This is a genomic window from Treponema bryantii (genome assembly GCF_900111035.1).
GTDB lineage: Bacteria > Spirochaetota > Spirochaetia > Treponematales > Treponemataceae > Treponema_D > Treponema_D bryantii_C.
Genome location: NZ_FOFU01000001.1, coordinates 297,549 through 319,749 on the forward strand (window position 1 = coordinate 297,549; position 22,201 = coordinate 319,749).

The following is a 22,201-nucleotide window of genomic DNA, read 5'->3' on the forward strand; positions in this document are numbered from 1 at the left end:
GTGGGCGTTATGAAGTGTTGTTCGGTGTGCGGATGCACCTTTGATCAGATCGTAAAGTCTCAAAGAATTGGCTGTGCAGAGTGTTATTACACCTTTGCAGAGGAATTCCGTGCGACTCTTGAAACTTACGGAATTTCAGGAGAGTATAAGGGCTCTCTGCCAAAACGCCTGAAGGGCTACCGTTCTACACTAGTTGACCGCATGACAATGCAGATTAAGCTTGAAGAAGCTGTAGCAGCAGAAGATTACGAAAAGGCTGCTTTATATCGCGATTATCTAAAGGTTTTGAATCATGGCACGGAAATCAAAGACGGACAACAGTAATTCAGAGAAAAAAACGGGCAGTGCAGCTGGTACTGCCGGTGAAAATGTCTGGTTTTCAATGCCTGGAAAATATGATGATGTAGTTATTTCTACAAGGGCTCGAATTTCCAGAAATCTTGCAGATTTTCCTTTCCCTTCAAAAATGAGCGCAGATGATAAAGCACGTGTTCAATCTTTAGTTTATGATGCCTTTTCTGGTGCTGAAAACTGGCGTTTTATTGATATGTCTCAGATTTCGGAGCCCGGAAAACAGATTTTACAGGATAAAAATATTCTTGATGAAGAATGCGGAGCTGCGGTAATCAATTATGGTGATGAAAGTTCCAGTTGTCTTGTAAATGGTATAGATCATATAAAAGTATCATCGTTTGTTTCAGGACTGGACTGTGAAAAAGCAATGGAAAAGGTCTATAAAACAGACGAATTTCTTCAGGAAAAGCTCCAGTTTGCAGCAAGTATTGATTTTGGATACCTTACAAGTCAGATTAAGGACTGTGGAACCGGCTTAAAGTTCAGTGTACGGGTTTTTCTGCCGTCTATAGTGCTTTCCGGTCAGTTTGAATCTATTGTGAGCCTTGTACATTCAAAAAAAATGTCTATAAAGCCAGTTTTTAAGAGTGAACAGCTGGCTGATTTTTCAAACTGCCTTTTTGATATTACAACTACCAGCTGCGCAGAAGGAACTGAACTCGACCAGATGGCCGGAATTCACTCGATTGCAAGCGTTATTTTAAAAAAGGAACGCAAGATTCGGTCAAATTTTGCCGATAATAATCCTACAGTAGTCTTGAATTTTTTTAAGCAAAGCTATGCCCGTGCAATGTATTCACTGCTGCTTTCGTATGAAGAAGCAGTAAGTATTATATCTGCCGTTAAATGGGGGCTTCAGCTCAAGCTTGTAAAGGGAATTACGGAGACCGAACTGAACGGACTTTATTACCGTGTTAAGGATGGTCATCTCAAATACCTTTGCGACAATTTTGCCTTTACCTTTGAAGAGGATATTAAGGCCAGCAGTGCTTTGCAGATAAAAAGACTCAGGACAATTGTAATTCAGCAGGCCTTTGAGGGAATCGTTAATGAAAAACCTGTCTCCTAGAGCAAAAAAAATCTTGATGGTACTGGCACAGGATGAAGCCAGAAAAATCGGAAGCACACAACTTTTACCAGAGCATGTTGTTCTCGCAATTTTGAAATCAAAGGAAGGTCTTGGATATTCTGCAATTTCAGAGCTGGGCCTTGATTCATCTAAGCTCGAAACTGCAATTGAAACTTTTTTCCGTGATGATATCCGGAATCCAACTCTCGACTCAATTCCAAAGAGTCGTCGTTATCAGTTTTTGATTGATATAGCAGATATTGAATCTTCTGCTTTACATAATAATTATATTGGTACTGAACATCTTCTGCTTGCAGCTATTCGTGATGAAGGTAGTGTTACTGCAAAGTTCTTTGCAGATGAAGGCTACACAATTATGGATGCCCGATTTACTATGATGGAACTTCAGGCAGATGTCGGTTCTTCAATCCGACAGAAGGATGCAGAGAGTCTTGTTGATTCTGTTTTCAGAAGTCTCTTAAATGACGATGCCGGTGGCGGGCTTTTTGGTGTTTTTGATGAAAAAAAATCAGAAAGAAAGCAGCCAATTGATAAATCTAATGCCGGACAGAAGCAGTCATTCCTTGCAGAATACAGCCGCGACCTTACTAAACTTGCACGCGAAAATAAAGATGATCCTGTTGTTGGACGCGATAAGGAAATCCATCGCGTAATTCAGATTCTTTCTCGCCGAACTAAAAATAATCCTGTTCTTACTGGAGAACCAGGCGTTGGAAAAACTGCAATTGTAGAAGGACTCGCTCAGCACATTGCCGCAGGAAAAGTTCCGGAAGGCCTTTTGAATAAACGTATTTTATCGCTTGATCTTGCTGCAATTGTTGCAGGTACTAAGTACCGCGGTGAGTTTGAAGAGCGCATGAAAAAGATGATGAAGGAGCTTCAGGATAATAAGGACATCATCCTCTTTATCGATGAACTTCACACAATTATTGGAGCTGGTGGTCCGGAAGGAACAATGGATGCTTCAAACATCATGAAACCGGCTCTTTCACGCGGTGAGATTCAGATTATTGGTGCAACTACAACAAAAGAATATACCCGTCATATTGAAAAGGATCTTGCACTTGAACGCCGTTTCCAGGTTGTTAAGGTTGAAGAACCGGGAGATCAGGAAACAGAAGAGATTCTTAATGGCATTAAAACAAAATATGAAAACTACCATAGGGTAGTTTATGATGATGCTGTTGTTCCTGCAATTGTAAAGCTTAGCCGCCGCTATATTCCTGAGAAGGTTTTGCCAGATAAGGCTATTGATATTCTTGATGAAGCTGGAGCTGCTAAAAAAATTCAGGAAGAAGCACGTCCAGCTGAACTTGCTGAACTTGAACAGAATATCAGTCAATTGATAGAAGAAAAGACTTCACTTGTAAAAAATCAGGATTATGAAAGTGCTGCTCTTGTACGAGATAAAGTTATTGATCTCAAACGTCGTCTGAATGTATATACAGATCTCTGGAAGAAAAACGGAAGCACTGGTACAAAGCGTGTTACAGTTTCTGATGTAGAACATATTATCAGTGAGATGACAGGTGTTCCTGTCGAGCGTCTTTCTTCATCAGAAGCTGAGCGTATCGTTCACATGGAAGATGAACTTCACAATACTGTAATTGGACAGAACAGTGCCGTAAGTGTAATCAGCGGTGCAATCCGTCGCGCACGTGCCGGTATATCTTCTCCAAAACATCCGGTCGGTAGTTTTATTTTCCTTGGACCTACAGGTGTCGGTAAAACTCAGCTTGCTAAGGCTCTTGCTAAATATCTTTTTGGAAGCGAAGATTCGTTAATCAGAATTGATATGTCTGACTATATGGAAAAGCATACTGCGAGCCGCCTTGTTGGAGCACCTCCTGGATACGTTGGTTACGAAGAGGGTGGTGTGCTTACAGAAAAAGTTCGCCGTCATCCATATTCAGTTGTATTGCTCGATGAAATCGAAAAAGCACATCCAGATATCTTCAATCTGCTTTTGCAGCTTCTTGAAGAAGGTGAGCTTTCGGATAATCTCGGCCACACTGTAAACTTCCGCAATACTGTAATCATTATGACAAGTAATGCTGGTGCCCGTCAGATTACAAATGAAGGTCGTGTTGGCTTTGGAACTCTGGACGGAGTTATGCCGTACGAAGAAATCAAAGCGGGTGCAATGAATGAGCTTAAAAAACTTTTAAGTCCTGAACTCATAAACCGTATTGATGACGTTATTGTATTTGATGCACTTTCAAAGAAAGAAGTTTCTAAGATTCTCGATATACAGCTTGCAGAACTTGGTGAACGCCTTGCAGAAAAAGGTCTTACAATCAGCCTTAAGCCAAAAGCTAAGGAATACCTTATTGAAAACGGCTATAATCCTGCAATGGGTGCTCGTCCAATGAAGAGACTCATCCGAAAGGAGATAGAAGATCCTCTTTCTATGGAACTTCTCTCTAATGCCGGAAAAGATTATAATACAGTAACAATAGAATGCAATTCAGGAAAAATCAAAGTTCATCTGGAAAAAACAGAAGACAAAGTTCCTGTAGTTGCAGTGAAGGAGAGAATATGAAAAAAATCGGATTGTTGATTACTTCGGTAATCTTCAGTGCAATCAGCTTATTTGCTGATGAGTCAGTAATTCATGTAGGCGTCTTAAATGGACCAACCTGTATACCGGCCGCATACATGATTGAAAACAATAAGACTGTAACTGCCGGCGAAAAATCAGCTGACCTTAGTTTTGAAAAGTTTGCCGACCCACAGGCTTTACTTCCAAAGTTAATTAAAAAAGAAGTAGATATCGGTTTTATGCCTGTGAATGTTGCAGCTAAAGTTTATAATTCTGGAAACAAAGCTTTGCTTTTGTGTGCAGTTACAGGTAAAGGAAATCTGAGCCTTATAACTACAAACACAGAGATTAAGCGTTTTACAGATTTAAAGAAAAAAACTGTTTATGTAGCAGGTCAGGGAGCAACTCCTGAATATATGTTCCGTTACATTCTGGATGAAAACAAACTCTCTTATTCAAGTGATGGAAAAACTGCAGACGTAAAGCTGGATTTTTCTATTCCGACAGCACAGATTGCAGCTCAGATGATTTCTGGAAAAATTGAATATGCTGTAGTTCCAGAGCCATTTGCTACAATCGCACAGATAAAATCCGACAGTGTAAAAGCAGCTTTAGATCTTCAAAAAGAATATCTTGAGTTAAGCGGTTCAAAAGAAATTTATCCGCTTTCTGTAATGGTAGTCCGGGCAGATTTTGCAAAAGAGAATAAAGAACTTTTTGAAGCCTTCCTTTATGAATATGAAAAATCTGTTTCCTGGACAATTGCAAATCCTGCTGAAGCTGGTAAACTTACTGAAAAAGCAGAACTTGGACTTGCGGCAGGTATAGTAACAAAAGCAATTCCTGTTTCAAATTATGTTTACATTCCTGCTGATAAAGCAAAGAAACAGATTGAAGAAATGCTTTCAATTTTCCTGAAGTGTGATAAGACATCTATTGGTGGAAAGCTTCCGGATAAAAACTTTTACTATGGACAAAAAACAAAATAAAATCCTTAGTCAAATCTTATCTCCAATTATACTTCTAATTCTATGGTATGCGGTCGCCTTTTTTATGAAGGCTCCGCTTATTCTTCCATATCCGCATACAGTTCTGCTAAGACTTTTTGAGCTTACCGGAACTGTTGTTTTTTGGAAAAGTTTTTTATTTACTTTTCTGCGTGTTTTATATGCCTTCATTATTTCTTTAGTAATAGGATTTTTTGCCGGGCTTTTAGCAGCAGATTTTCCAGCCTTTAAATCTTTTCTGAAGTTTCCACTTGCAGTTATTCGTATAACTCCAGTTGTTACCTTTATCTTAATCACATTATTCTGGTTTAAATCTGGAATGGTTCCTGTTGTTGCTGGAGTCTTAATGTCACTTCCTGTAATGATAACTGCCTGCGAAAAAGGTTTTGAAAAAAATCCTGAAAATATGGAAAAACTTTTTAAGGCCGGTTGTTATGGTTTTACCGGCTTTAAGGCATTCAGATATATCAGATTACCTTCGGCAAGTCCTTCAATTATTGCAGGAGCAGAATCTGTATTCGGCTTATGCTGGAAGGTCGTTGCTGCCGGTGAAGTTTTAAGTGTACCTCGCTATGCAACAGGAACTCTTATGCAAAAAGCTCAGGTACATCTGGAAACAGCCGATGTCCTTGCAATAACCTGTGCATTGATTATTTTCAGTTCTTTATGCCAGTGGGGCATTAAAAAAATCAGTAGTAAAAAACTCCAAAAAGCATTATAATTTAATGATATACAAGGTGTTATTTTTGAGGTTTTAGAATGATTAAAGAATTTTTACCGTATGACGTTGTCAGAAACGATGCGCTTAAACTGGCTCATAAAATCTATAAAGATGGTTTTATTCCAGATGTAATTTACTGTTCACTTCGTGGCGGCGCTTACATGGCAAACGTTATCAGTGAGTATTTTAAAATTATCAGTAAGAGAGAGAAATTTCATCCTGTTTTGTACGCAGGAGTAGTAGCACGTTCATATTCAGATGTTGCTCAGCACACAAAAGTTTTTATTGATGGCTGGACTTATCCTCCAGAGAATCTCCGTCCGGGAGATAAGATTCTTTTAGTTGATGATATTTTTGATTCTGGACGTACAATCAATTCACTGGTTGAGACTCTTATCAACAGTCGCGGTATGCCACGTGAAGATATCAAAGTTGTTGTTCATGATTATAAGTATTTTACTTATCAGAAAGAACAGCTTCCAATTCAGCCGGATTATTTCTGCCGTAAGTTTGTAATCAATACACCAGATGAAAACCGCTGGATTCATTATATGAGCCACGAGCTTGTTGGACTTTCAAAAGAAGAACTTGAGAAGAATTATTATTCTCAGGATCCTGAGCTTCGCGATATTCTTGGACCTTTCCTTGAATCTTAGCTTTTGGAGTTAGCTTTGAATAAAATGAAAAAGTTTTTGCAGTTTTGCTTTATCAGTTTTGTTGCTTCTTTTGGTTTGCCACTTTGGGCTGAAATTAAGCTTTTGTCTCCTGTTGAAGGAACATGGGCAAACAGGCAGATGCTTGTAATTGATAATTCAGATGGCGGAGACTTTTTTTATTCAGTAGACGGTGCAGATCCAGAAACATTCGGTTTTGCTTATGATGGACCGGTGCTTCTGGATGTTGACGGTGATATTCAGGTAAATGTTACAAGAATTACACCGGAAGGTAAAAAAGAAAAATATTCTGTTTCTTATAAAGTAAAGTCTGACAATGGTTCAGGTACTTCCTATAAAGATTTTGTTCAGACTTTCTTTGATGGAGGAATTTTAAATTACAGTTCTGGAAGTGAACTTGAAATTCCTTCTGATTTTATGTTTTATCTGGGACTTTCTTCAGATACAAATCTTCCTGAAAATTTCATGGCTGCGCGTACTCTGCGTCTTTCTCCAAGTTGCGTACTATCCCGTTATATTCCTTGTACAATTCTGGATAAAGAACGAGATGTAAAATACAGATTTATTATTAAAACTTTCCCGCAATCTGCTGGTGTATACAGTCGCCGTGATGTGCCTTTTGAGATTTCTGACTGGGATACAATTACTTTTACAGATATTGATCAGATTTATAAAATTGATTCAGAATACTGGGGACTTCCAACAGAACCTGTAAAACTGGATCGTTCTGTCAGTCATATGATCTCATGGCAGCCGCTTGAATACGATGCAGGAAATCCTATTGAGTTCTTTGTACTTCCTCCTAAGCCGGAAATTATAAGGAACGAAGCTGATGATGGAACGATTGTATATTCATTGCGCGGAGATGATTCTTATGCATTAAGCATAATGAATTCGGACGGAACTTATTCTGAACTTTTTCAGAATGTTGGTATTGATGCTTTTTACGGTGATGCAGTTTCTGGAAATCTGATTCTTGGAGTTTTTGCAAATTCTGTTTATCAGGGGAAGATTTCTGTTTCATACAATATCAACCGCAGAGCTCCGCAAATTCCAGTTATTAAAACTAATGCAGAGGGCTTTGTTTCCCGCGGAGTTGTAGATATCAAAATTAGTGGTGCTAAAGGTTCTGATTTATATATTGCATTGAGCGAACCTCTGAACTTAGAGGAAACTGAAATTTCCTATACTCCAGATGATCCTATATTTAAGACCGTTACACTTGGTGCTTATAAAAAAGTTAAGGGTGATAGTTTCAGTTTAAGATGGGCACAAAATGGATTGAATCCTGTTTATTATAAAGTTGCAGCTTATTCAAAAATTGATGATAATGCCAGCAGCCCGATTGAGTTTGCTGTTGTTATTGATCAGTCAAATTATTATTTTGATGCATCGGGAATCCCTGAAGGTGCAGATGGTACCTACAAGCATCCTTTTACAGATTTTAAGCAATTAGCAGAACCGTTGTTAAAGCAGCGCGTTGTTAAGCTTAATGTAAAAGGTGAAATGAGAATTAACGAAGCATACAATGTATCTGCAAATTTTGAAATTATAAATGGCGGCGATGCAAGACTTAAATTTGGTCCTGATGGTTCTCTTGTTGTAAAAGCATCTACCTTAGAACTTTCTGATTGTAGAATTACAAATGTTGCTGAACTCACTAAGAAATCAATTGTTCCACTAATTAAACTGGAAAATTCTGTACTTACTATGAAGGACTGCATCATAGGAACTGAATTTGCAAGAAACGGAACTGTAATTGATGCAAGCAATTCAATTATAAACATTTCTGATACAATTGCTGCTGCAAATGCAGTATCTTATGCTTCATTTATTTCTGCAGTTAAATCACGTATTTCAATAAAGAAATCGTCTATCAATACTAATGCTGATACCAGTGTTGTTATTTCTGCTAATGGTGGAAATATAGCTGCTCAGAATAATGAGTTTATGGTAACTGGTGGTAATGGACGTATTGCAGAATTGTTTGGAGTTACTGCAAGTTTTAAGGAAAATAAGTTCAAGGCAAATCTTGTAAATACTACCAGCAAGACTGTTCCTCTTTATGTAAACAAAGCTACTAAACTTACGGAAGAAAAGAATTCCGTACAGGGATTTTAGTCTGTGTTATATGTAGGTTTTGATGAGGCGGGCAGAGGTCCTTTAGCAGGACCCGTGTGCGCCGCCGCTGTGATTCTCCCGGATGACTTTCCAGTTGAAATCTTAAACGACTCTAAAAAACTTTCAGAAAAAAAACGTGCGGCGGCTGAATCTGTAATCAAAGAAAAAGCCTTCTGGGGAATTGCCCTGGTTGATCATAAAAAAATTGACGAAATAAATATTCTTGAAGCAAGTATGTTCGCAATGAAACTTGCGTTTGAAGATATGCTGAAGAAATCGCCGGAGTTGAAGCTGGAAGAAATTTCCGGAATCACCGATGGCACCCGCTGCCCGGATGTGCCGATTGAATGCTGCTGCGAGCCTAAGGCCGACGGAAAATATCCCTGCGTAATGGCGGCAAGTATTCTTGCTAAAACCTGCCGTGACCGCTTAATGCTTGAAATGGACAAAATATATCCCGAGTACGGTTATGCAAAACACAAAGGGTATCCTACAAAAGCGCATCGGGAAATCTGTCATAAGATTGGACCATCACCGATCCAGAGACTTACATTTAAGTATTGAGGTCGCGCGTAATATTACGTAACCAGCCTTTCTTAAAGTAATGTCTGATTACAAAAGGCATCTTTTCAAACTCATCAAGATACAAAACAAAGTACACCCAGAGCGGTGGAAGTTTAAGAACAAAGGCTGCAATCAAACCAAGTGGAACCGAAACTGCCCACATGTTTATACTGTCTGCAACAAAGCCGAACTTTGAATCACCACCGGCACGGAAAATACCACAAATCAAAACCGTATTGATTGAAGCACCGATTAAAGAAACTGCATTGATGAAAAGAAGAACGTTTCTGTAATGAGTGGCAGTTTCGTTAAGATCTGCAATAAACGGCAGAACAGGGTAGAGACAAAGCAGAAGTACAGCTCCAAGCACACCAGAAAGAATTGTTACTCTGGCAAGGCGGCTTGCGTTGCGTTCTGCTACATCCATATCGCCGGCACCCATATATTTTCCAAGTACGATTGCTCCACCATAAGCCATACCAAAACAAAGGACAGAACCAAGCTGACGTACAGTGTTTACAACTGAGTTTGCTGCAACAATATCTTCTCCAAGATGTCCCATAATCACAGAGTACATAGCAAATGCTGCACCCCATACAAGCTCGTTTCCTACAGCAGGCAATGAGTAACGGAAGAAATCTCTTGTGAGGACTGCATTTCTTCGGAATATACAGGTAATAGAAAATCGAACATCTTTCTGACGGCCTGCATAAATAAAGCAGATTACCATTTCGATAAAGCGGGCAATAGAGGTCGCAATACCAACTCCTGTAATTCCCATTTTAGGAACTCCGAAAAGTCCAAAAATGAAAACTGCATTTAAGCCGATGTTCAAAAAGAGACTTGTTGTTGAAGTGATTGTTACGATTTTTACACGTTCAATACTTTTAAATCCTGCCTGGAACATCTGAGAAAAAGAAAGGCAGACATAAGAAAAACTTGCTGCCCTGAGATATTTACAGCCTTCAGTAATGAGTGTTTCATCCTGTGTAAATATCAGCATAAGGATACGAGGATAAAAGGCGGCAATAAGGGCAACTATGATTTCTACAGTACAGCAGATTCTAAGCCCAATTCCAAGAAGGGTTTTTATTGATTCGGTATCTTTCTTTCCCCAGTACTGTGCTCCAAGCATAACAAGCCCTGATGAAAGTCCTGTGGAAATCATAAAAAGAATAAACGCAACGTTTCCGGCTAAGGAAGACGCTGCGATAGCCGTTTGTCCAATGTAACCAAGCATGATTACATCGGCAGAGTTTACGGCTGCGGAAATAAGATTCTGAATCGCCATTGGCTGGACGACGTTTCGTAAATCTTTATAAAATGCTTTTGCTTCGTTATTCATTATCAGTAGATTTTTTACTTACGATGTGAATTACTTTTCCTGTTCTTTTAATTCCATCGTCGGCACGCTTTTCAGCTTTTTCGCCTTTTTCTGATTTTACGCGGTAAACTTTTTTACCAGCACCATATTTAGCATCTTTTTCCGCTCTTTTTTCTTTAGCTGCCTTCTGACGCTGTTTTCTGTCTTTCTCAACGTAATCAAGAGATTTTTCGAGGCCCTGAAGGAACTTCTGCATATCTTCTGCAAAAATTGCAATCTGATGACGATCTGCTTCAACTCCATCACGGTTCTTGCTTTCTACAATCTGCAGAAATACATCACCTGTACGGTTTTCTTTTACATTGAAAAAATATGAACGATTCTCGAGATAGATTTGTGTTGTGAAAAGTTCTCCACGTGCTCCCATAATAAAACTCCTTAAAATAAAAAAATCTAAAAGGGGAGAGCCCTTAAAAACAAACGTAAAGAACCTTCCCTTGTAATTTTATGACATGTGTCGCATTTAGTGCGATTTCTTGTAATTTACCACAAAGTTAAAGAAATTGCAAATAGATCTAGCGGTTAAATTGTCCGTTAATTTCTGTAACTGCTGTTAGTAATTCTTCCACAGCCTTGTCTGTAGTATGAGGTCCAAAACTGAAACGGACTGCATTTTCACGGAGCTTAGCTTCTACGTGCATTGCTTCGAGGACAGGACGCTTGTTTTTCTTTGCAGAGCAGGCACTTCCTGTGGAAATTGAAAAACCTTTTGAGTCCAGAGCTCTTAACATTACATTGCCGGGAATATTTTTGAAGGCTGCCTGTACAACATAAGGAGAGAACAACTCCTTCTTTTCTAAGCGGCTTGGAGGAACAACGGTACAACCGGGAAGAGCTGCAAGTTTTTCAACAAAAGAGTTTGTGCGATCTGCGTCAGAAGCTTTTGCCTTGTTGTAATATCGCTCAAGACATTTTGAAAAAGCTACTGCACCAAAAACATTTTCTGTTCCGCTTCGAATTCCTTTTTCCTGACCGCCGCCACGTAAGAACGGTTCACAGGCATCTTTCATGTAAAGAATACCAATTCCGCGTGGGCCGCAGATTTTATGTGAGCTCAGGGCTGCGCTGTCTATTCCCTTGTATGAAAGATTCAGATTGATTTTGCCTGCTGCCTGAACGCAGTCTACATGGAACTTTGGACGTCGTTTTCCTTCGCAAGCTTTTGTTATTGCATCTGCAATTTTGTAAATCGGCTGGATAACACCAGTTTCGTTGTTTACTGCCATAATACAGATAAGAACTGTATCGCTTGTGATAAGTCCTGCTACGGTTTCCGGCTGGATGATACCATCAGAATCAGCTGGAATCTGAATAACTTTCCAGCCGCAGTTTTTCAATGCTTCTGACTGTTCACGGATTGCAGGATGTTCGATTGAACTTACAAGCACAGTTCCTTTCATTGGTTTTGTTAAAACTGAAAGAAGGGGAATCTGATCACTTTCTGTTCCGCCTGAAGTAAAATAAACGGTTTCTGGTTTTACTCCAAGAGCTGCTGCTGCACAGGTACGTGCAGCTTCAAAAACTTCGCGGGCTTTTTTTCCAACCTCGTGAGTACTGGAAGGGTTTCCCCAGAACTGTAAAGTTTCTTCAAGAGATTCTCTTAAAATATCTTCATCCGCAGGGCTTGTTGCAGCCCAGTCAAAATAATGTTCTTTGTCCATAATATCGCTCGATTAATCTCGCTCTGAGCCATTCTTTCGATGAACCTAAACAAACCGCTATCGCGCTTTGTTTTTAACGGTTCTTCGATTTTAGGCTTATTTAAGTACTGAAGCTATAAGTTTTTCATCAACTTCTTCAATCTGAATTTCTGTAACTGCCTTGCAGATAATCAATCTGATTTTTTCTGAAAGGTTTTTCTTGTCTGTGCGCATAATTGTAATAAGTCGTTCACTAAAGCCACCACCTTTTACAAATGATGGTACGGACTCTGTGTACCATTTATACGCTTTGAGGATTCCAAAAACTTCATCACGGAATGCCTGCATGCAGTATTCTTTTTTGTAAGCAAGTTCAACAGCTCGGCCGATTCCCCAGGCAACAGCCGCTCCATGAGTAATTGAGCCAAGCCCGGCAACAGTTTCCAGAGCGTGACCAAAAGTATGTCCAAGATTGAGATATGCACGAATTCCCTGTTCTGTAAAATCCTGTTCAACAATACTTCCTTTTGCCTTTACGCATTTATGAATGATTTTCTCAAGCGTTTTGCTGTCTCGTGAATTGATTTTATCAGCATCATTCTTAAACATATCATAAAGTTCTTTGTCAAAAAGAAGAGCAGTTTTAAATGCTTCTGCAAGACCTGAGTTATACTGATTTTCTGGGAGATACTGAACAAACTCCGGGAAGTAGAAAAGTTTTGTCGCCGGGAAGAATGTTCCGATTATGTTTTTGTAATTTTCAAAATCACAGCCAGTCTTACCACCGATTGATGCATCTACCATAGCAAGAAGGGTAGTAGGAACAAACTGAACGGAAGTTCCGCGTTTGTAAATTGATGCAGCGAAAGCTGTTAAGTCACAGATTACACCGCCACCGATACCGATGAAAATATCTTTACGGGTAAAATTAGCATCAAAAGCTGCGCGTACAATATTCAATACGCTTTCAATAGTTTTATATGGTTCACCTGAGCCAAGAATTAAGAGACAGTCTTTGCCGCAAACGCCATCATCAAATTTTGAAATAAAAGACTGCATGCACTCAAGACTTGCAACTGTGGCATCAGTTACAAAAAAACGGCGGCGTGTTTCCTGTGCTTCTTCGCCTTCGAAAAAGAGTGCTGCTAAATCTGGAGTTCCAGAAATGAATTTGATAAGAGATTTGTTTGTACCTGCATGAAGGGCTGGATAAGAAATTTTAAAACTGTTTTGACTCATAATGAGCCTATTCTAGTATTTTTTATCCATTTCGTTAAGTTCTTTTATGTTTTTTTCCAGACGATCTATTTCACGATTGAGCATTTTTTCGTAATCAAGCTTGCCTTCTGCAATATGTTCGCGCTCATCTTCCCAGTTCTGTTTTGCTGTGATGAACATAAAATTGAAAGAGGCTGCATTAGCTTTTTCGCACCAGACCTTTGCTTCCTGCCAGTAATATAGTCCTGCCTTATAGCAGCTGAGCGCTTTTTCCATATTGCGAAGATATTCGTCTTTCCATGGTGCATCGTAGAAATAAATGCACTTTTTGTCGTATGTTCGTCCAAGTCGGAGGTGCTGTTCTATAAGCTTCAGATTGATATGCATCTGGAAAAGATATCTGTATTTTTCCCATTCTTTTTCAGTTGTGATTTTTGCGTCGGTAAACTGAGGATTACAGAAGTCTGCCTGAGCAGCCTTTTCCAGCCAGTAGATATTTTCAATGCAGTCATCAGGATACTGCTGATAATGAACGTGATAAAGCTTATACCAGTCTTCCTTGAATTTTACCATGTAGGCAAAAGCAGGTGAGCAGTGAATGAAAATAATTGTGATAATCAGAATGATTGAAAATATACGCTTTTTCACGTTTTTATTATCGGAAGTATTGGGAAAATGTTTAATAATCAGAAATATACAGAAAAAAAACTAGCTCGCCGCAGCATGAGGGATTTTACCACGGGAGCCTGTTTTTTCTGTAAGATTTCAGCAATTAAGATGTTTTCCCACTCCGCCATTTTTCAGGAGCGGCTTCGTTAATTAATTATTAATTATTTTCCAAATTTCTTCAGATATATTTTCAATTGTATCTGCGGCGTTTATACGAACTATTTTTATTCCAGTTTCGCCGGCAGTTTTTTCATATTCAGAAATCACTTTTTCATACTGAGCTGCAATAGCTTTCTGTTTTTCTATAGTTTCGTAGATTTCTTTACTTTCGCCACGTGCATTTACACGTCCCAGCGAGATTTCAGGATTTATTTCAAAGTAAAATAGGATTTCCGGTAATGGAAAAGTTGAATTCAAAAGTTTTGGTAACTCATCCCCACATGAAACCGACTGATATGCCATGCTTGAGAAAAAATATCTGTCGCTTACGACAATTTTGCCGCTGTCACAGAGTTCTTTTACGCCATCTTTACCGAAAATATGTTCACAGCGGTCTGCGGCAAACAGGTAAGCGTTTGTTTTTTCATCAACACTGAACTCACCGCCAAGCATACGGCGTAAAAAACGGCCGGTTTCGCCTGTAGTTGGTTCTGCTGTGGCAACAAAACGATCTTCACAACAACTATTTCCGCGTTCTACAAGCTTTTTTATCTGAGTCGAGGTGCCAGCCCCGTCAATTCCTTCAAAAACAATAAAATTCTTTAATATCATAACTTTCATTATAAAGGGTTGTTTGTTTTTATACTATATTATAATCAAAAATTCCGATATAATAGATAAGTTAAAATGGGCTCATTGTATAAAAACGGCCGTGTCCGCAGTTACATTATGATTCTTCTCGTTCTTACAGCTCTGCTGATTTCTGCTCCAATCAAAAGGCTCATTACTAACGGCGTTAATGACAGAATTTACAGTTTTACAACAATGCTCCACGAGCAGACTGGACTTAGTATTTCTTATGAAAGGCTTTCTCCATCTCTTCTTTCAAATTTTTATATACATAATATCCGCGTATTTGATGATGACGGAGCTCAATTGCTTACAGTAAATAAAACCAGAGTCACTTATAGTCTTCTAAATATCTTCAAAAAGAATTTTCAGAAAGGTATTTCCAGTGTAGTAATTGACGGAATAAATCTTGATGTAGATGAACTTATAAAACTTACTGAGCGCTTCAATAAAAAAGGTGGCACATCTCAGGGGCTTGCGGAAATCAAAAAAATAATTCCAGAAAACATAAAACTTAAAAACATAAATCTGGAATATAATGATGAAAATGTCAGCACGCTTATAAATCTCAAAAATCTTGCTGTAAATAATTCTTTGCGAAAAAATACAATTGAAATTCAGTCTGAAGCTGTTTTGAATGCTTTTGTAACGGCAATAAACAGAAATATTTCAGGAAAAGTCTCAGTTTCAGGTTCAATTACAGATAATTTTGATGGATCTCAGGTAAATTTGAAGCTTCGGGATTTTACAGACGGGGATTTCCGCTTAAATAAACTGAATTTTCATGCTTCCTATACCGGTGGTACAATGGAAATGCATACAATTCAGGCAGTTAATCCAATTTCTTTTGGTGCATTTTATGATACAAACACCGGTGATGTTAATGCACAGCTTCGTCTGGATAAACTTAAACCGCTTTCTCTGCTGACTATCAGTTCTAAACAGGTTGAATTAAAGAAATTCAGGGATTTTTCTCTGACTACTGATACTATCGTTAAATGTAATATAAATGACCATACCTTAAATTTTAATACGGATACCTCAGCCTTTGTGCCTCCAGCCGTTTTTCCGGGTGGGGTAAATATTGCTTTTTCATTCTATGGCAATGAAAAGAAGGCAGAGCTTTCAAAGTTTTCAATGAATGGTGAGAACTGTACTGCCTCGGCCAAACTTTCAATGGTCTATGAAACAAAGCAGATTTCTGGTTCTATTGAATTACCGGAATATAAGCTGCCAAACGGAAACGTTATATCAACAGAAGTTTATTTTGATCCGCTTAAAAAAGGTTTTATGGCCTTTTCTCCACAGCTTTTTATAGGAAGCCGTTCATTAGCAGCACTTCAGTTTACAGTGCTTCCTCAATCAGATTCATATGATTTTACCTTTGAGGTTTCTGATTATTCGCATCTGGAAGAAATTGAACCTGGAAAACTTCGAGTTGATGGAAGTTATCTGAATGCTTCAAGTTATTTCCAGTCAAATATTACATTATCCAGCCTTTATCTGGATAGTATTGCCGCTCTTGCAGCTCAATTCCTGTCAGAGGAAAATGCAAAGACTGTAGAATCGATGCAGCCTAACCTTGAAACATATCTTCTGTCTGGAGATATGTATGCGTCTACAGATTTGAAAACCTTCTCATATAATATTCCGTATGTACTTCTTGCAAATGCAAAGTCTGATAACCAGGCGCTTATGTTTGCTATGAATGGAACTGATTCCAGCATCCAGTTAAATCAGCTTTCCCTTATTATGGGTAAATATGCAATGGAAGCTTCTGCATCATTGGATAGCGCTCCGGATTCATCAGATAAGTTCTTTACGGCAGATTTTAATATAGATTCTATTCCATATCATTTTTCCGGTTCAATCATGCCGGAAGTTATAACTATAACCGGCGACTATGGAACAGAAATTCAGATGAAGTTCCGCGAAAAAAATGCTTTTGACGGAATCTTTTCTTTAAAAAGTCTTCCTGTAAAACTGTTTGATAAATCAATTATTTTTTCAACAGATTCAAGTTTCTCTTTTGATAATGAAAACGGACCGTCGGTGCAGATTTCTCAGCTTGAACTTGAAATTGCAAGCGGAAATTTAAGTGTTAATCCAAAAGTCGTTCTTTCAGGAAATGTAACAAAATACGGTGCACGAATAGATACAATCGCTTATTCTGATTTCTATTCAGTTCTGGAAGGAACTGCAGATGCAATATTGAATATTAATGAAAATATTTTTGATTCCGTTGGAATTGGAATAAATCTTCATAATCCTGTAACGGATGAAATGATTATTATGGATGGAAGTTTTTCTAATCCAGAACATCTTCCAATGTCAAAAGACACTCTGTTGAAATCTATTTATATGAATTTTCAGATTCAGCTTAAAAATTTAAGCCTTGGTCGTTATATTCAGCAGACAAACGATAATAATTTACTGACTGGAATGCTGTTTACTTCTGGAACTATAGAACATCCTTATATCTCATTAAATGTTGATGCACTTTCTGTGCTTGTTGCTGCAGATTTACTTACTGGAAGCGGAAATATCGTTCTTGAAGACAGAGACCTTACAATTTCAGATTTGCATATTAATTATGATGGAATGGACTTCTCAAATATCCAGGCTACTGCTTCCCTTACAGATATGACTCTGGATGCAACTGGTGAGTTCTTCTATGATATGGTAGACAGAAATATGTATGCACCTCTGGTTTTAACGGCAGGAAATGCAATTGTCCCTGAAGGAAGTTTCTTACCGGATACACTTACAGTAACTTTATCTACTCCAAGTTTCGGTGGAACGTTTATTAAAAAGCCATTCCCGCTTTCTTTTTCAGTTCTTTATGCAAATGATGTTTTCTCTATATTTTCATCAGATAATTGTGGTCTTTATGGTACTTATACAAAAGATGGACTTCTTGAACTGAACCTTGATAATAAAAACTTTATGTCTGCAAAGATGGATGGAATTGTAGATATGAAGGTCGCAAATCTTGAACTCTATGATGTTTATGTAAATCTTCCAAAAGCATTTTCTTATCTGAATATGGAAGATGTTTTGATTGCAGATAATGGAATTCTTACAGGAGATATTGTTGTAACAGGCACTCTTGATGATCCTGAATTAAACGGCTGGGCACACATTCAGGAACCTGTTGCAAAACTTCCGATGTTCTTTAAACAGAAGTTGAATGCTCCGGAAATCAGATTCAATATCATAAGTAATGAAATTCAGATTCCTGATACAATTCTGACAATAAAAAATAACCAGAGATTACTAGCAGGTCTTACTATATACATGAATAAATGGGACTTAGACCATATGGAAGGAGAGCTTAATTCTTATAAGAATGATCTGCTTCCTTTAAATATGAAAACTGATGTATTTACTCTGATTGGAAATGTCACTTTGGACCTTGATTTGTATTTAGAAAATAATGTAATGGAAGTTAATGGTGGTATTTCAGGAGAAAATGCAGAACTTATTCTTCCAATATTCAATCTTTCTGGTGGAGAAGTATCACCGGAAGAAATGCAGGTAATTACAAACCTGGATATTACACTTGGTACGCATGCTTCTGTTCGTCTGGATCCAATTATCAGATGTGTGTTTGTACCTAATACAACAATGAAGGTAATTGTAAATCAGCCTGAGGATGTATATAGAATTGAAGGTGATCTTAAATTTAAATCAGGAGATCTTGCTTATCTGAATAGAAGCTTCTATATAAAGTCAGGTTCTATCAGGTTTGAAGATGAAGATATTGGAAATCCTACACTTACAGTTACTGCAGAAACCCGTGAAAAGGATGAAAAGGGGCAGACTGTTAGAATTGTAATGGACGTTGATAATCAGACTATACAGAATATGGAACCGCGTTTTACTTCAATTCCTGCTAAATCTGAAAATGAAATCCGAGCTCTTCTTGGACAGATTGCTCTTGCTGATTCAAATTCTGCAGGAGACTTCCTGTTTGCCGCTTCTGATTATGCATTACAGACTACTCTGGTACGTCAGGCAGAAAACAAGTTGCGGGATTTGCTAAATTTTGATATATTCTCTTTACGAACAAATGTATTGCAGAATACTTATAACCTGAGTATTTCAAGAAATTCTTCGAAAGAAAATATTTCTATTGGTAACTTTCTTGATAATACGACTGTTTATATAGGTAAATACCTCGGCAGTTCATTATATGTTGATGCCATGCTTCATCTTTCATTTGAAGACGGTAATGTAAATGATATTAATGCTGCAGGTAAAATGCTGTTCCAGCCAGAGTTTGGTATGGAACTGGAGTCACCATTTGCAAATATACGTGTAAATATGTCTCCTGATATTAATGCTTTATTAAAAAATCAATTTGTTCCTTCTGCATCAGTTACGCTGTCATGGAAATTTGCATATTGATGTGAGAAGTAGGAGTTTTTAATGTATCGAAAAGTTATAGCAATTCTTTTCTTATCTTTTGTTTCCTTGTTTGCACTTTCGGCACAGAGTGATGAATGGTTCTGGAATCAACCAATTTCAAAGATTGATTTTAATGGTCTGAAAAACGTAAAAAAATCAGATTTGAATGGTATTACAAGTTCATTTATAAATTCACCTTTTACAGATGAAACATATAATGAACTTCTTGATCGTTTATATAGTCTTGAATTCTTTGAAGATATAACTCCTTATGCAAAACATGCTTCAAATGACAGTTCAGATGTTCTTCTTGTTTTTGAAGTTGTAGAACGTCCTGTTATTAAATCCATCAATTTTGTTGGTAACCATAAAATTAGAAATGGTGAACTCCGCGAACAAATTAAAAATAAAACAAGCGATATTTTTATTGAATCAAAAGTCCTTATAGATGAAAGAATTATCCGTAACTATTATCTTAAGAAGGGCTTTAATGCATCTTATGTTTCTCACAAAACTGAAAAAACTGAGGATGGAATTGTAGTTAGTTTTGAGATTTCTGAAGGAAGCAGTTCTGTAATTCGTGAAATTAAGTTTACTGGTAACTCAATTGCTTCAAGCCGTGCTCTTAAGAGAAAACTTGCTTTGAAGGAAGTTGGTCTTTTTAAGGACGGTGCATATCAGTCTTCAACACTTGAGCAGGATAAACAGACAATCATTAAATATTATCAGGAACGTGGTTATGCTGATGCTAACATTCTTGATGTAAAAATTGATACAGCCTTCAATGAAGAAAAACAGAGAGATGAACTTACAATTCTGTTTATGATCCAGGAAGGTGCTCAGTATACTTATGCAGGCCTTAGAATTTCTGGAAATGAAGTATTTACAGAAAAAGAACTTCTTAAGCAGAAAAAACTTAAGGAAGGCCAGATTTATAATGCAACAAAATTCCAGGAAGATGTTGCTGCTATTACAAATGTTTATCACGAAAACGGATATATGATGAATGAATTCTATCCGGTACCTGTAAAGGATTCTGATAGACATGAAATCTCTTACGATCTTACAATCAAAGAACATTCACGTAGCCATATAGAAAACATTATAATCAAAGGAAACAATAAAACAAAAGAGTTCGTAATCAAACGTGAAATTCCAATTACAGCTGGTGATACATTCTCTAATGATAAAATCATTAATGGTTTAAGAAATCTGATGAACCTTCGTTACTTCTCGAACATTGTTCCTGAAGTTCAGCAGGGTACAGAAGGAAATCTTGTTGATTTGATTTTCTCTGTTGAAGAACAGTCAACCTCTTCTGTAAATTTTGGTATTACTTTCTCAGGTGCAACAGAAGCGTCAGAATCTTTCCTTCCTATTTCATTATTTGCAAAGGTTGAAAATTCAAACCTTTTTGGTGAAGGTCGTACAGTTTCTGCTGGTACTACTCTTTCTCCTAATGAGCAGTCTATTGATCTTGCTTATTCACAGAACTGGATTGGAAAATATCCTATTGCATTTAATGCAGCTCTTTCTTTCAGTCATTCAAGACCCACAGGTCTCAAAAACTTCTGGACTCCTAATCTTCAGTTGATTCAGAATAACTATTATATGGATTATAATGACTGGAGTATTACTTTGAGTTCTGGCCTTTCAAGAAGATGGACTCCAGATTATGCAATTTTGACTCTTGCTGGTGGTATTTCTTCATCTTTACAGAAAAATATATTTGATGAATCAATCAATGTACCTGTTGAGGCTGCAATTTCTTCTTATGCAAACCGCTGGGGAATTTCAAACTCAATTTATGGAAGTTTCTCAGTTGATAATCGTGACATAAACTATGATCCGTCAAAAGGCTGGTTTGCAAGTCAGCGCTTTACATGGCATGGACTTATTCCAGGCCTTGAAAAAGAATTCTACTTAAGATCTGATACAAAACTTGAAGGTTACTTTAAGCTGTTCGATATTCCTGTTACAGATAACTGGAACTTTAAGATGGTATTTGCAGCTTATACAGGCTTCTCTGCAATTATTCCTGTTGAAAATGGAATTAATACTAAAAATGCTATTTATGTTGATGGTCTTCTTAATGGTCGTGGCTGGAGTGATATATACAAAGAAGCTCGTGGTCTTGCAATGCTTTCAAACAGAGTTGAACTTCGTGTTCCTGTAGTTCCTGGAATTATTGGTGTAGACGGCTTCTGGGATGCAGCTGCTGTAAAATCTAAGCTTTCTGATATGGGAAGTCTTGGTATTGAAGATTTCTACTTCAGTTACGGTCCTGGCATTCGAGTACTTATTCCACAGTTACCATTGCATCTTATGTTTGCATGGAGATATAGAATTGAAGATGGAAAGCCAAAATTTGCTGATACTCCATTCAATTTTGTACTCTCATTTAATATTGTGAACTATTAATATTTGTTATAAAATAAAATGGTGGTTGAGCCTATCGAAACCACCGTTATTAAGGAACATTAAAATGAAAAAACATCTGAAAATATTAATAACATTTTGTATTCTCACACTATTCAGCCTTCCTGCTTTTTCTCAGCAGATTACAAAATTTGGAGTTGTAGATACCGCAAAGGTTTATAATGCTTACTTCAGAAATTCCGCTCCAATCAGAAACTATGAAAAAAAGAAGGCTGAATTTCAGGAAGAAATTAATAAGCAGGTTGAGCAGATTAAAAAGCTTCAGCAGAAAAAGCTTGATTATGAAAATGCCGGCAATGATTCAATGGCTTTAAAAACAGAAGCTGAAATTACTAAGAAAACTGATTATCTCACAGAATATACAAACGCTAAAAACGTTGAGCTTGAGTCTATGCAGAAAACTCTTCAGAACTCTGATGAGTTTTATAAAAAATTATACAACACTCTCGCTAAAATAGCAGAGAGTGGAAGCTACAGTATGATTTTGAGTCTGCAGGAGTCTAATGCGATTCTGTGGTATTCTTCTTCAGTAGATATCACTAATCAGGTGATTCAAGAGCTGGGACTTTAGGATAAGGG

17 protein-coding genes are annotated in these 22,201 nt (G+C 37.6%); 11 read left to right on the forward strand and 6 right to left on the reverse strand.

Annotated features, from left to right (window positions below; all coding sequences use genetic code 11):
* The first annotated feature begins 9 nt into the window (after positions 1-9).
* From BMY21_RS01350 to rnhB, 8 genes are all read left to right on the forward strand, one after another.
* Positions 10-324, forward strand: a complete 315-nt coding sequence (locus BMY21_RS01350; protein WP_074640177.1) for a UvrB/UvrC motif-containing protein — start codon at positions 10-12, stop codon at positions 322-324.
* Entirely contained in the window at positions 293-1,423 is a 1,131-nt protein-coding gene (locus tag BMY21_RS01355) for an ATP--guanido phosphotransferase (protein ID WP_074640179.1), read from the forward strand. The genes BMY21_RS01350 and BMY21_RS01355 overlap by 32 nt, the downstream gene beginning before the upstream one ends.
* Positions 1,404-3,986, forward strand: coding sequence for an ATP-dependent Clp protease ATP-binding subunit (locus BMY21_RS01360; protein WP_074640181.1), 2,583 nt, complete (start codon positions 1,404-1,406; stop codon positions 3,984-3,986). Before BMY21_RS01355 ends, BMY21_RS01360 begins: the two co-directional genes overlap by 20 nt.
* On the forward strand, positions 3,983-4,975 hold the full coding sequence (locus tag BMY21_RS01365; RefSeq protein WP_074640183.1) for an ABC transporter substrate-binding protein: 993 nt from the start codon (positions 3,983-3,985) through the stop codon (positions 4,973-4,975). Before BMY21_RS01360 ends, BMY21_RS01365 begins: the two co-directional genes overlap by 4 nt.
* 64 nt (positions 4,976-5,039) lie before the next feature.
* Positions 5,040-5,714, forward strand: a complete 675-nt coding sequence (locus BMY21_RS01370) for an ABC transporter permease (protein WP_074640185.1) — start codon at positions 5,040-5,042, stop codon at positions 5,712-5,714.
* 38 nt (positions 5,715-5,752) lie between these two features.
* Positions 5,753-6,370, forward strand: coding sequence for a phosphoribosyltransferase (locus BMY21_RS01375; protein ID WP_074640187.1), 618 nt, complete (start codon positions 5,753-5,755; stop codon positions 6,368-6,370).
* A gap of 24 nt (positions 6,371-6,394) precedes the next feature.
* Positions 6,395-8,509 carry a hypothetical protein gene (locus BMY21_RS01380; protein ID WP_074640189.1) on the forward strand — a complete coding sequence of 705 codons (2,115 nt, stop codon included), beginning with the start codon at positions 6,395-6,397 and terminating at the stop codon, positions 8,507-8,509.
* A gap of 3 nt (positions 8,510-8,512) precedes the next feature.
* A complete protein-coding gene (gene rnhB, locus BMY21_RS01385) occupies positions 8,513-9,073 on the forward strand; it encodes a ribonuclease HII (protein WP_074640191.1) in 561 nt (186 codons plus the stop codon).
* On the opposite strand, the gene BMY21_RS01390 is transcribed toward rnhB, so the two are convergent.
* The 6 genes from BMY21_RS01390 to tmk all read right to left on the reverse strand — a co-directional run bounded on the left by BMY21_RS01390 (position 9,063) and on the right by tmk (position 14,755).
* Positions 9,063-10,418, reverse strand: a complete 1,356-nt coding sequence (locus tag BMY21_RS01390) for an MATE family efflux transporter (protein ID WP_074640193.1) — start codon at positions 10,416-10,418, stop codon at positions 9,063-9,065. The two genes, rnhB and BMY21_RS01390, sit on opposite strands and share 11 nt — an antisense overlap.
* Complete coding sequence (locus BMY21_RS01395; RefSeq protein ID WP_074640195.1) at positions 10,411-10,824, reverse strand: PUR family DNA/RNA-binding protein; 414 nt, start codon at positions 10,822-10,824, stop codon at positions 10,411-10,413. The genes BMY21_RS01390 and BMY21_RS01395 overlap by 8 nt, the downstream gene beginning before the upstream one ends.
* 148 nt (positions 10,825-10,972) lie before the next feature.
* On the reverse strand, positions 10,973-12,118 hold the full coding sequence (locus tag BMY21_RS01400; RefSeq protein WP_074640197.1) for a cysteine desulfurase family protein: 1,146 nt from the start codon (positions 12,116-12,118) through the stop codon (positions 10,973-10,975).
* A 96-nt stretch (positions 12,119-12,214) separates the two neighbouring features.
* A complete protein-coding gene (locus tag BMY21_RS01405) occupies positions 12,215-13,336 on the reverse strand; it encodes a 3-dehydroquinate synthase (protein WP_074640199.1) in 1,122 nt (373 codons plus the stop codon).
* Positions 13,337-13,348: 12 nt separating this feature from the next.
* Entirely contained in the window at positions 13,349-13,963 is a 615-nt protein-coding gene (locus BMY21_RS01410; protein ID WP_074640201.1) for a DUF8513 domain-containing protein, read from the reverse strand.
* Between the two features lie 171 nt (positions 13,964-14,134).
* Positions 14,135-14,755, reverse strand: coding sequence for a dTMP kinase (gene tmk / locus BMY21_RS01415; RefSeq protein WP_074640203.1), 621 nt, complete (start codon positions 14,753-14,755; stop codon positions 14,135-14,137).
* Positions 14,756-14,839: 84 nt separating this feature from the next.
* On the opposite strand from tmk, the gene BMY21_RS01420 reads away from it, so the two are divergent.
* The 3 genes from BMY21_RS01420 to BMY21_RS01430 all read left to right on the forward strand — a co-directional run bounded on the left by BMY21_RS01420 (position 14,840) and on the right by BMY21_RS01430 (position 22,193).
* On the forward strand, positions 14,840-19,183 hold the full coding sequence (locus tag BMY21_RS01420; RefSeq protein WP_218141019.1) for a translocation/assembly module TamB domain-containing protein: 4,344 nt from the start codon (positions 14,840-14,842) through the stop codon (positions 19,181-19,183).
* Between the two features lie 21 nt (positions 19,184-19,204).
* On the forward strand, positions 19,205-21,604 hold the full coding sequence (gene bamA / locus BMY21_RS01425; RefSeq protein ID WP_074640207.1) for an outer membrane protein assembly factor BamA: 2,400 nt from the start codon (positions 19,205-19,207) through the stop codon (positions 21,602-21,604).
* Between the two features lie 64 nt (positions 21,605-21,668).
* The gene (locus BMY21_RS01430; protein ID WP_074640208.1) at positions 21,669-22,193 is read left to right on the forward strand and encodes an OmpH/Skp family outer membrane protein; all 525 of its coding nucleotides are present in this window, start codon (positions 21,669-21,671) and stop codon (positions 22,191-22,193) included.
* Positions 22,194-22,201 lie beyond the last annotated feature (8 nt).

Coding starts and splice junctions, on each gene's coding strand:
- BMY21_RS01350 (WP_074640177.1), top strand. CDS start 10: ATGAAGTGTTGTTCGGTGTGCGGATGCACCTTTGATCAGATCGTAAAG.
- BMY21_RS01395 (WP_074640195.1), bottom strand. CDS start 10,824: ATGGGAGCACGTGGAGAACTTTTCACAACACAAATCTATCTCGAGAAT.
- BMY21_RS01400 (WP_074640197.1), bottom strand. CDS start 12,118: ATGGACAAAGAACATTATTTTGACTGGGCTGCAACAAGCCCTGCGGAT.
- BMY21_RS01360 (WP_074640181.1), top strand. CDS start 1,404: ATGAAAAACCTGTCTCCTAGAGCAAAAAAAATCTTGATGGTACTGGCA.
- BMY21_RS01355 (WP_074640179.1), top strand. CDS start 293: ATGGCACGGAAATCAAAGACGGACAACAGTAATTCAGAGAAAAAAACG.
- BMY21_RS01380 (WP_074640189.1), top strand. CDS start 6,395: ATGAAAAAGTTTTTGCAGTTTTGCTTTATCAGTTTTGTTGCTTCTTTT.
- BMY21_RS01365 (WP_074640183.1), top strand. CDS start 3,983: ATGAAAAAAATCGGATTGTTGATTACTTCGGTAATCTTCAGTGCAATC.
- BMY21_RS01375 (WP_074640187.1), top strand. CDS start 5,753: ATGATTAAAGAATTTTTACCGTATGACGTTGTCAGAAACGATGCGCTT.
- tmk (WP_074640203.1), bottom strand. CDS start 14,755: ATGATATTAAAGAATTTTATTGTTTTTGAAGGAATTGACGGGGCTGGC.
- bamA (WP_074640207.1), top strand. CDS start 19,205: ATGTATCGAAAAGTTATAGCAATTCTTTTCTTATCTTTTGTTTCCTTG.
- BMY21_RS01430 (WP_074640208.1), top strand. CDS start 21,669: ATGAAAAAACATCTGAAAATATTAATAACATTTTGTATTCTCACACTA.
- BMY21_RS01390 (WP_074640193.1), bottom strand. CDS start 10,418: ATGAATAACGAAGCAAAAGCATTTTATAAAGATTTACGAAACGTCGTC.
- BMY21_RS01370 (WP_074640185.1), top strand. CDS start 5,040: ATGAAGGCTCCGCTTATTCTTCCATATCCGCATACAGTTCTGCTAAGA.
- BMY21_RS01405 (WP_074640199.1), bottom strand. CDS start 13,336: ATGAGTCAAAACAGTTTTAAAATTTCTTATCCAGCCCTTCATGCAGGT.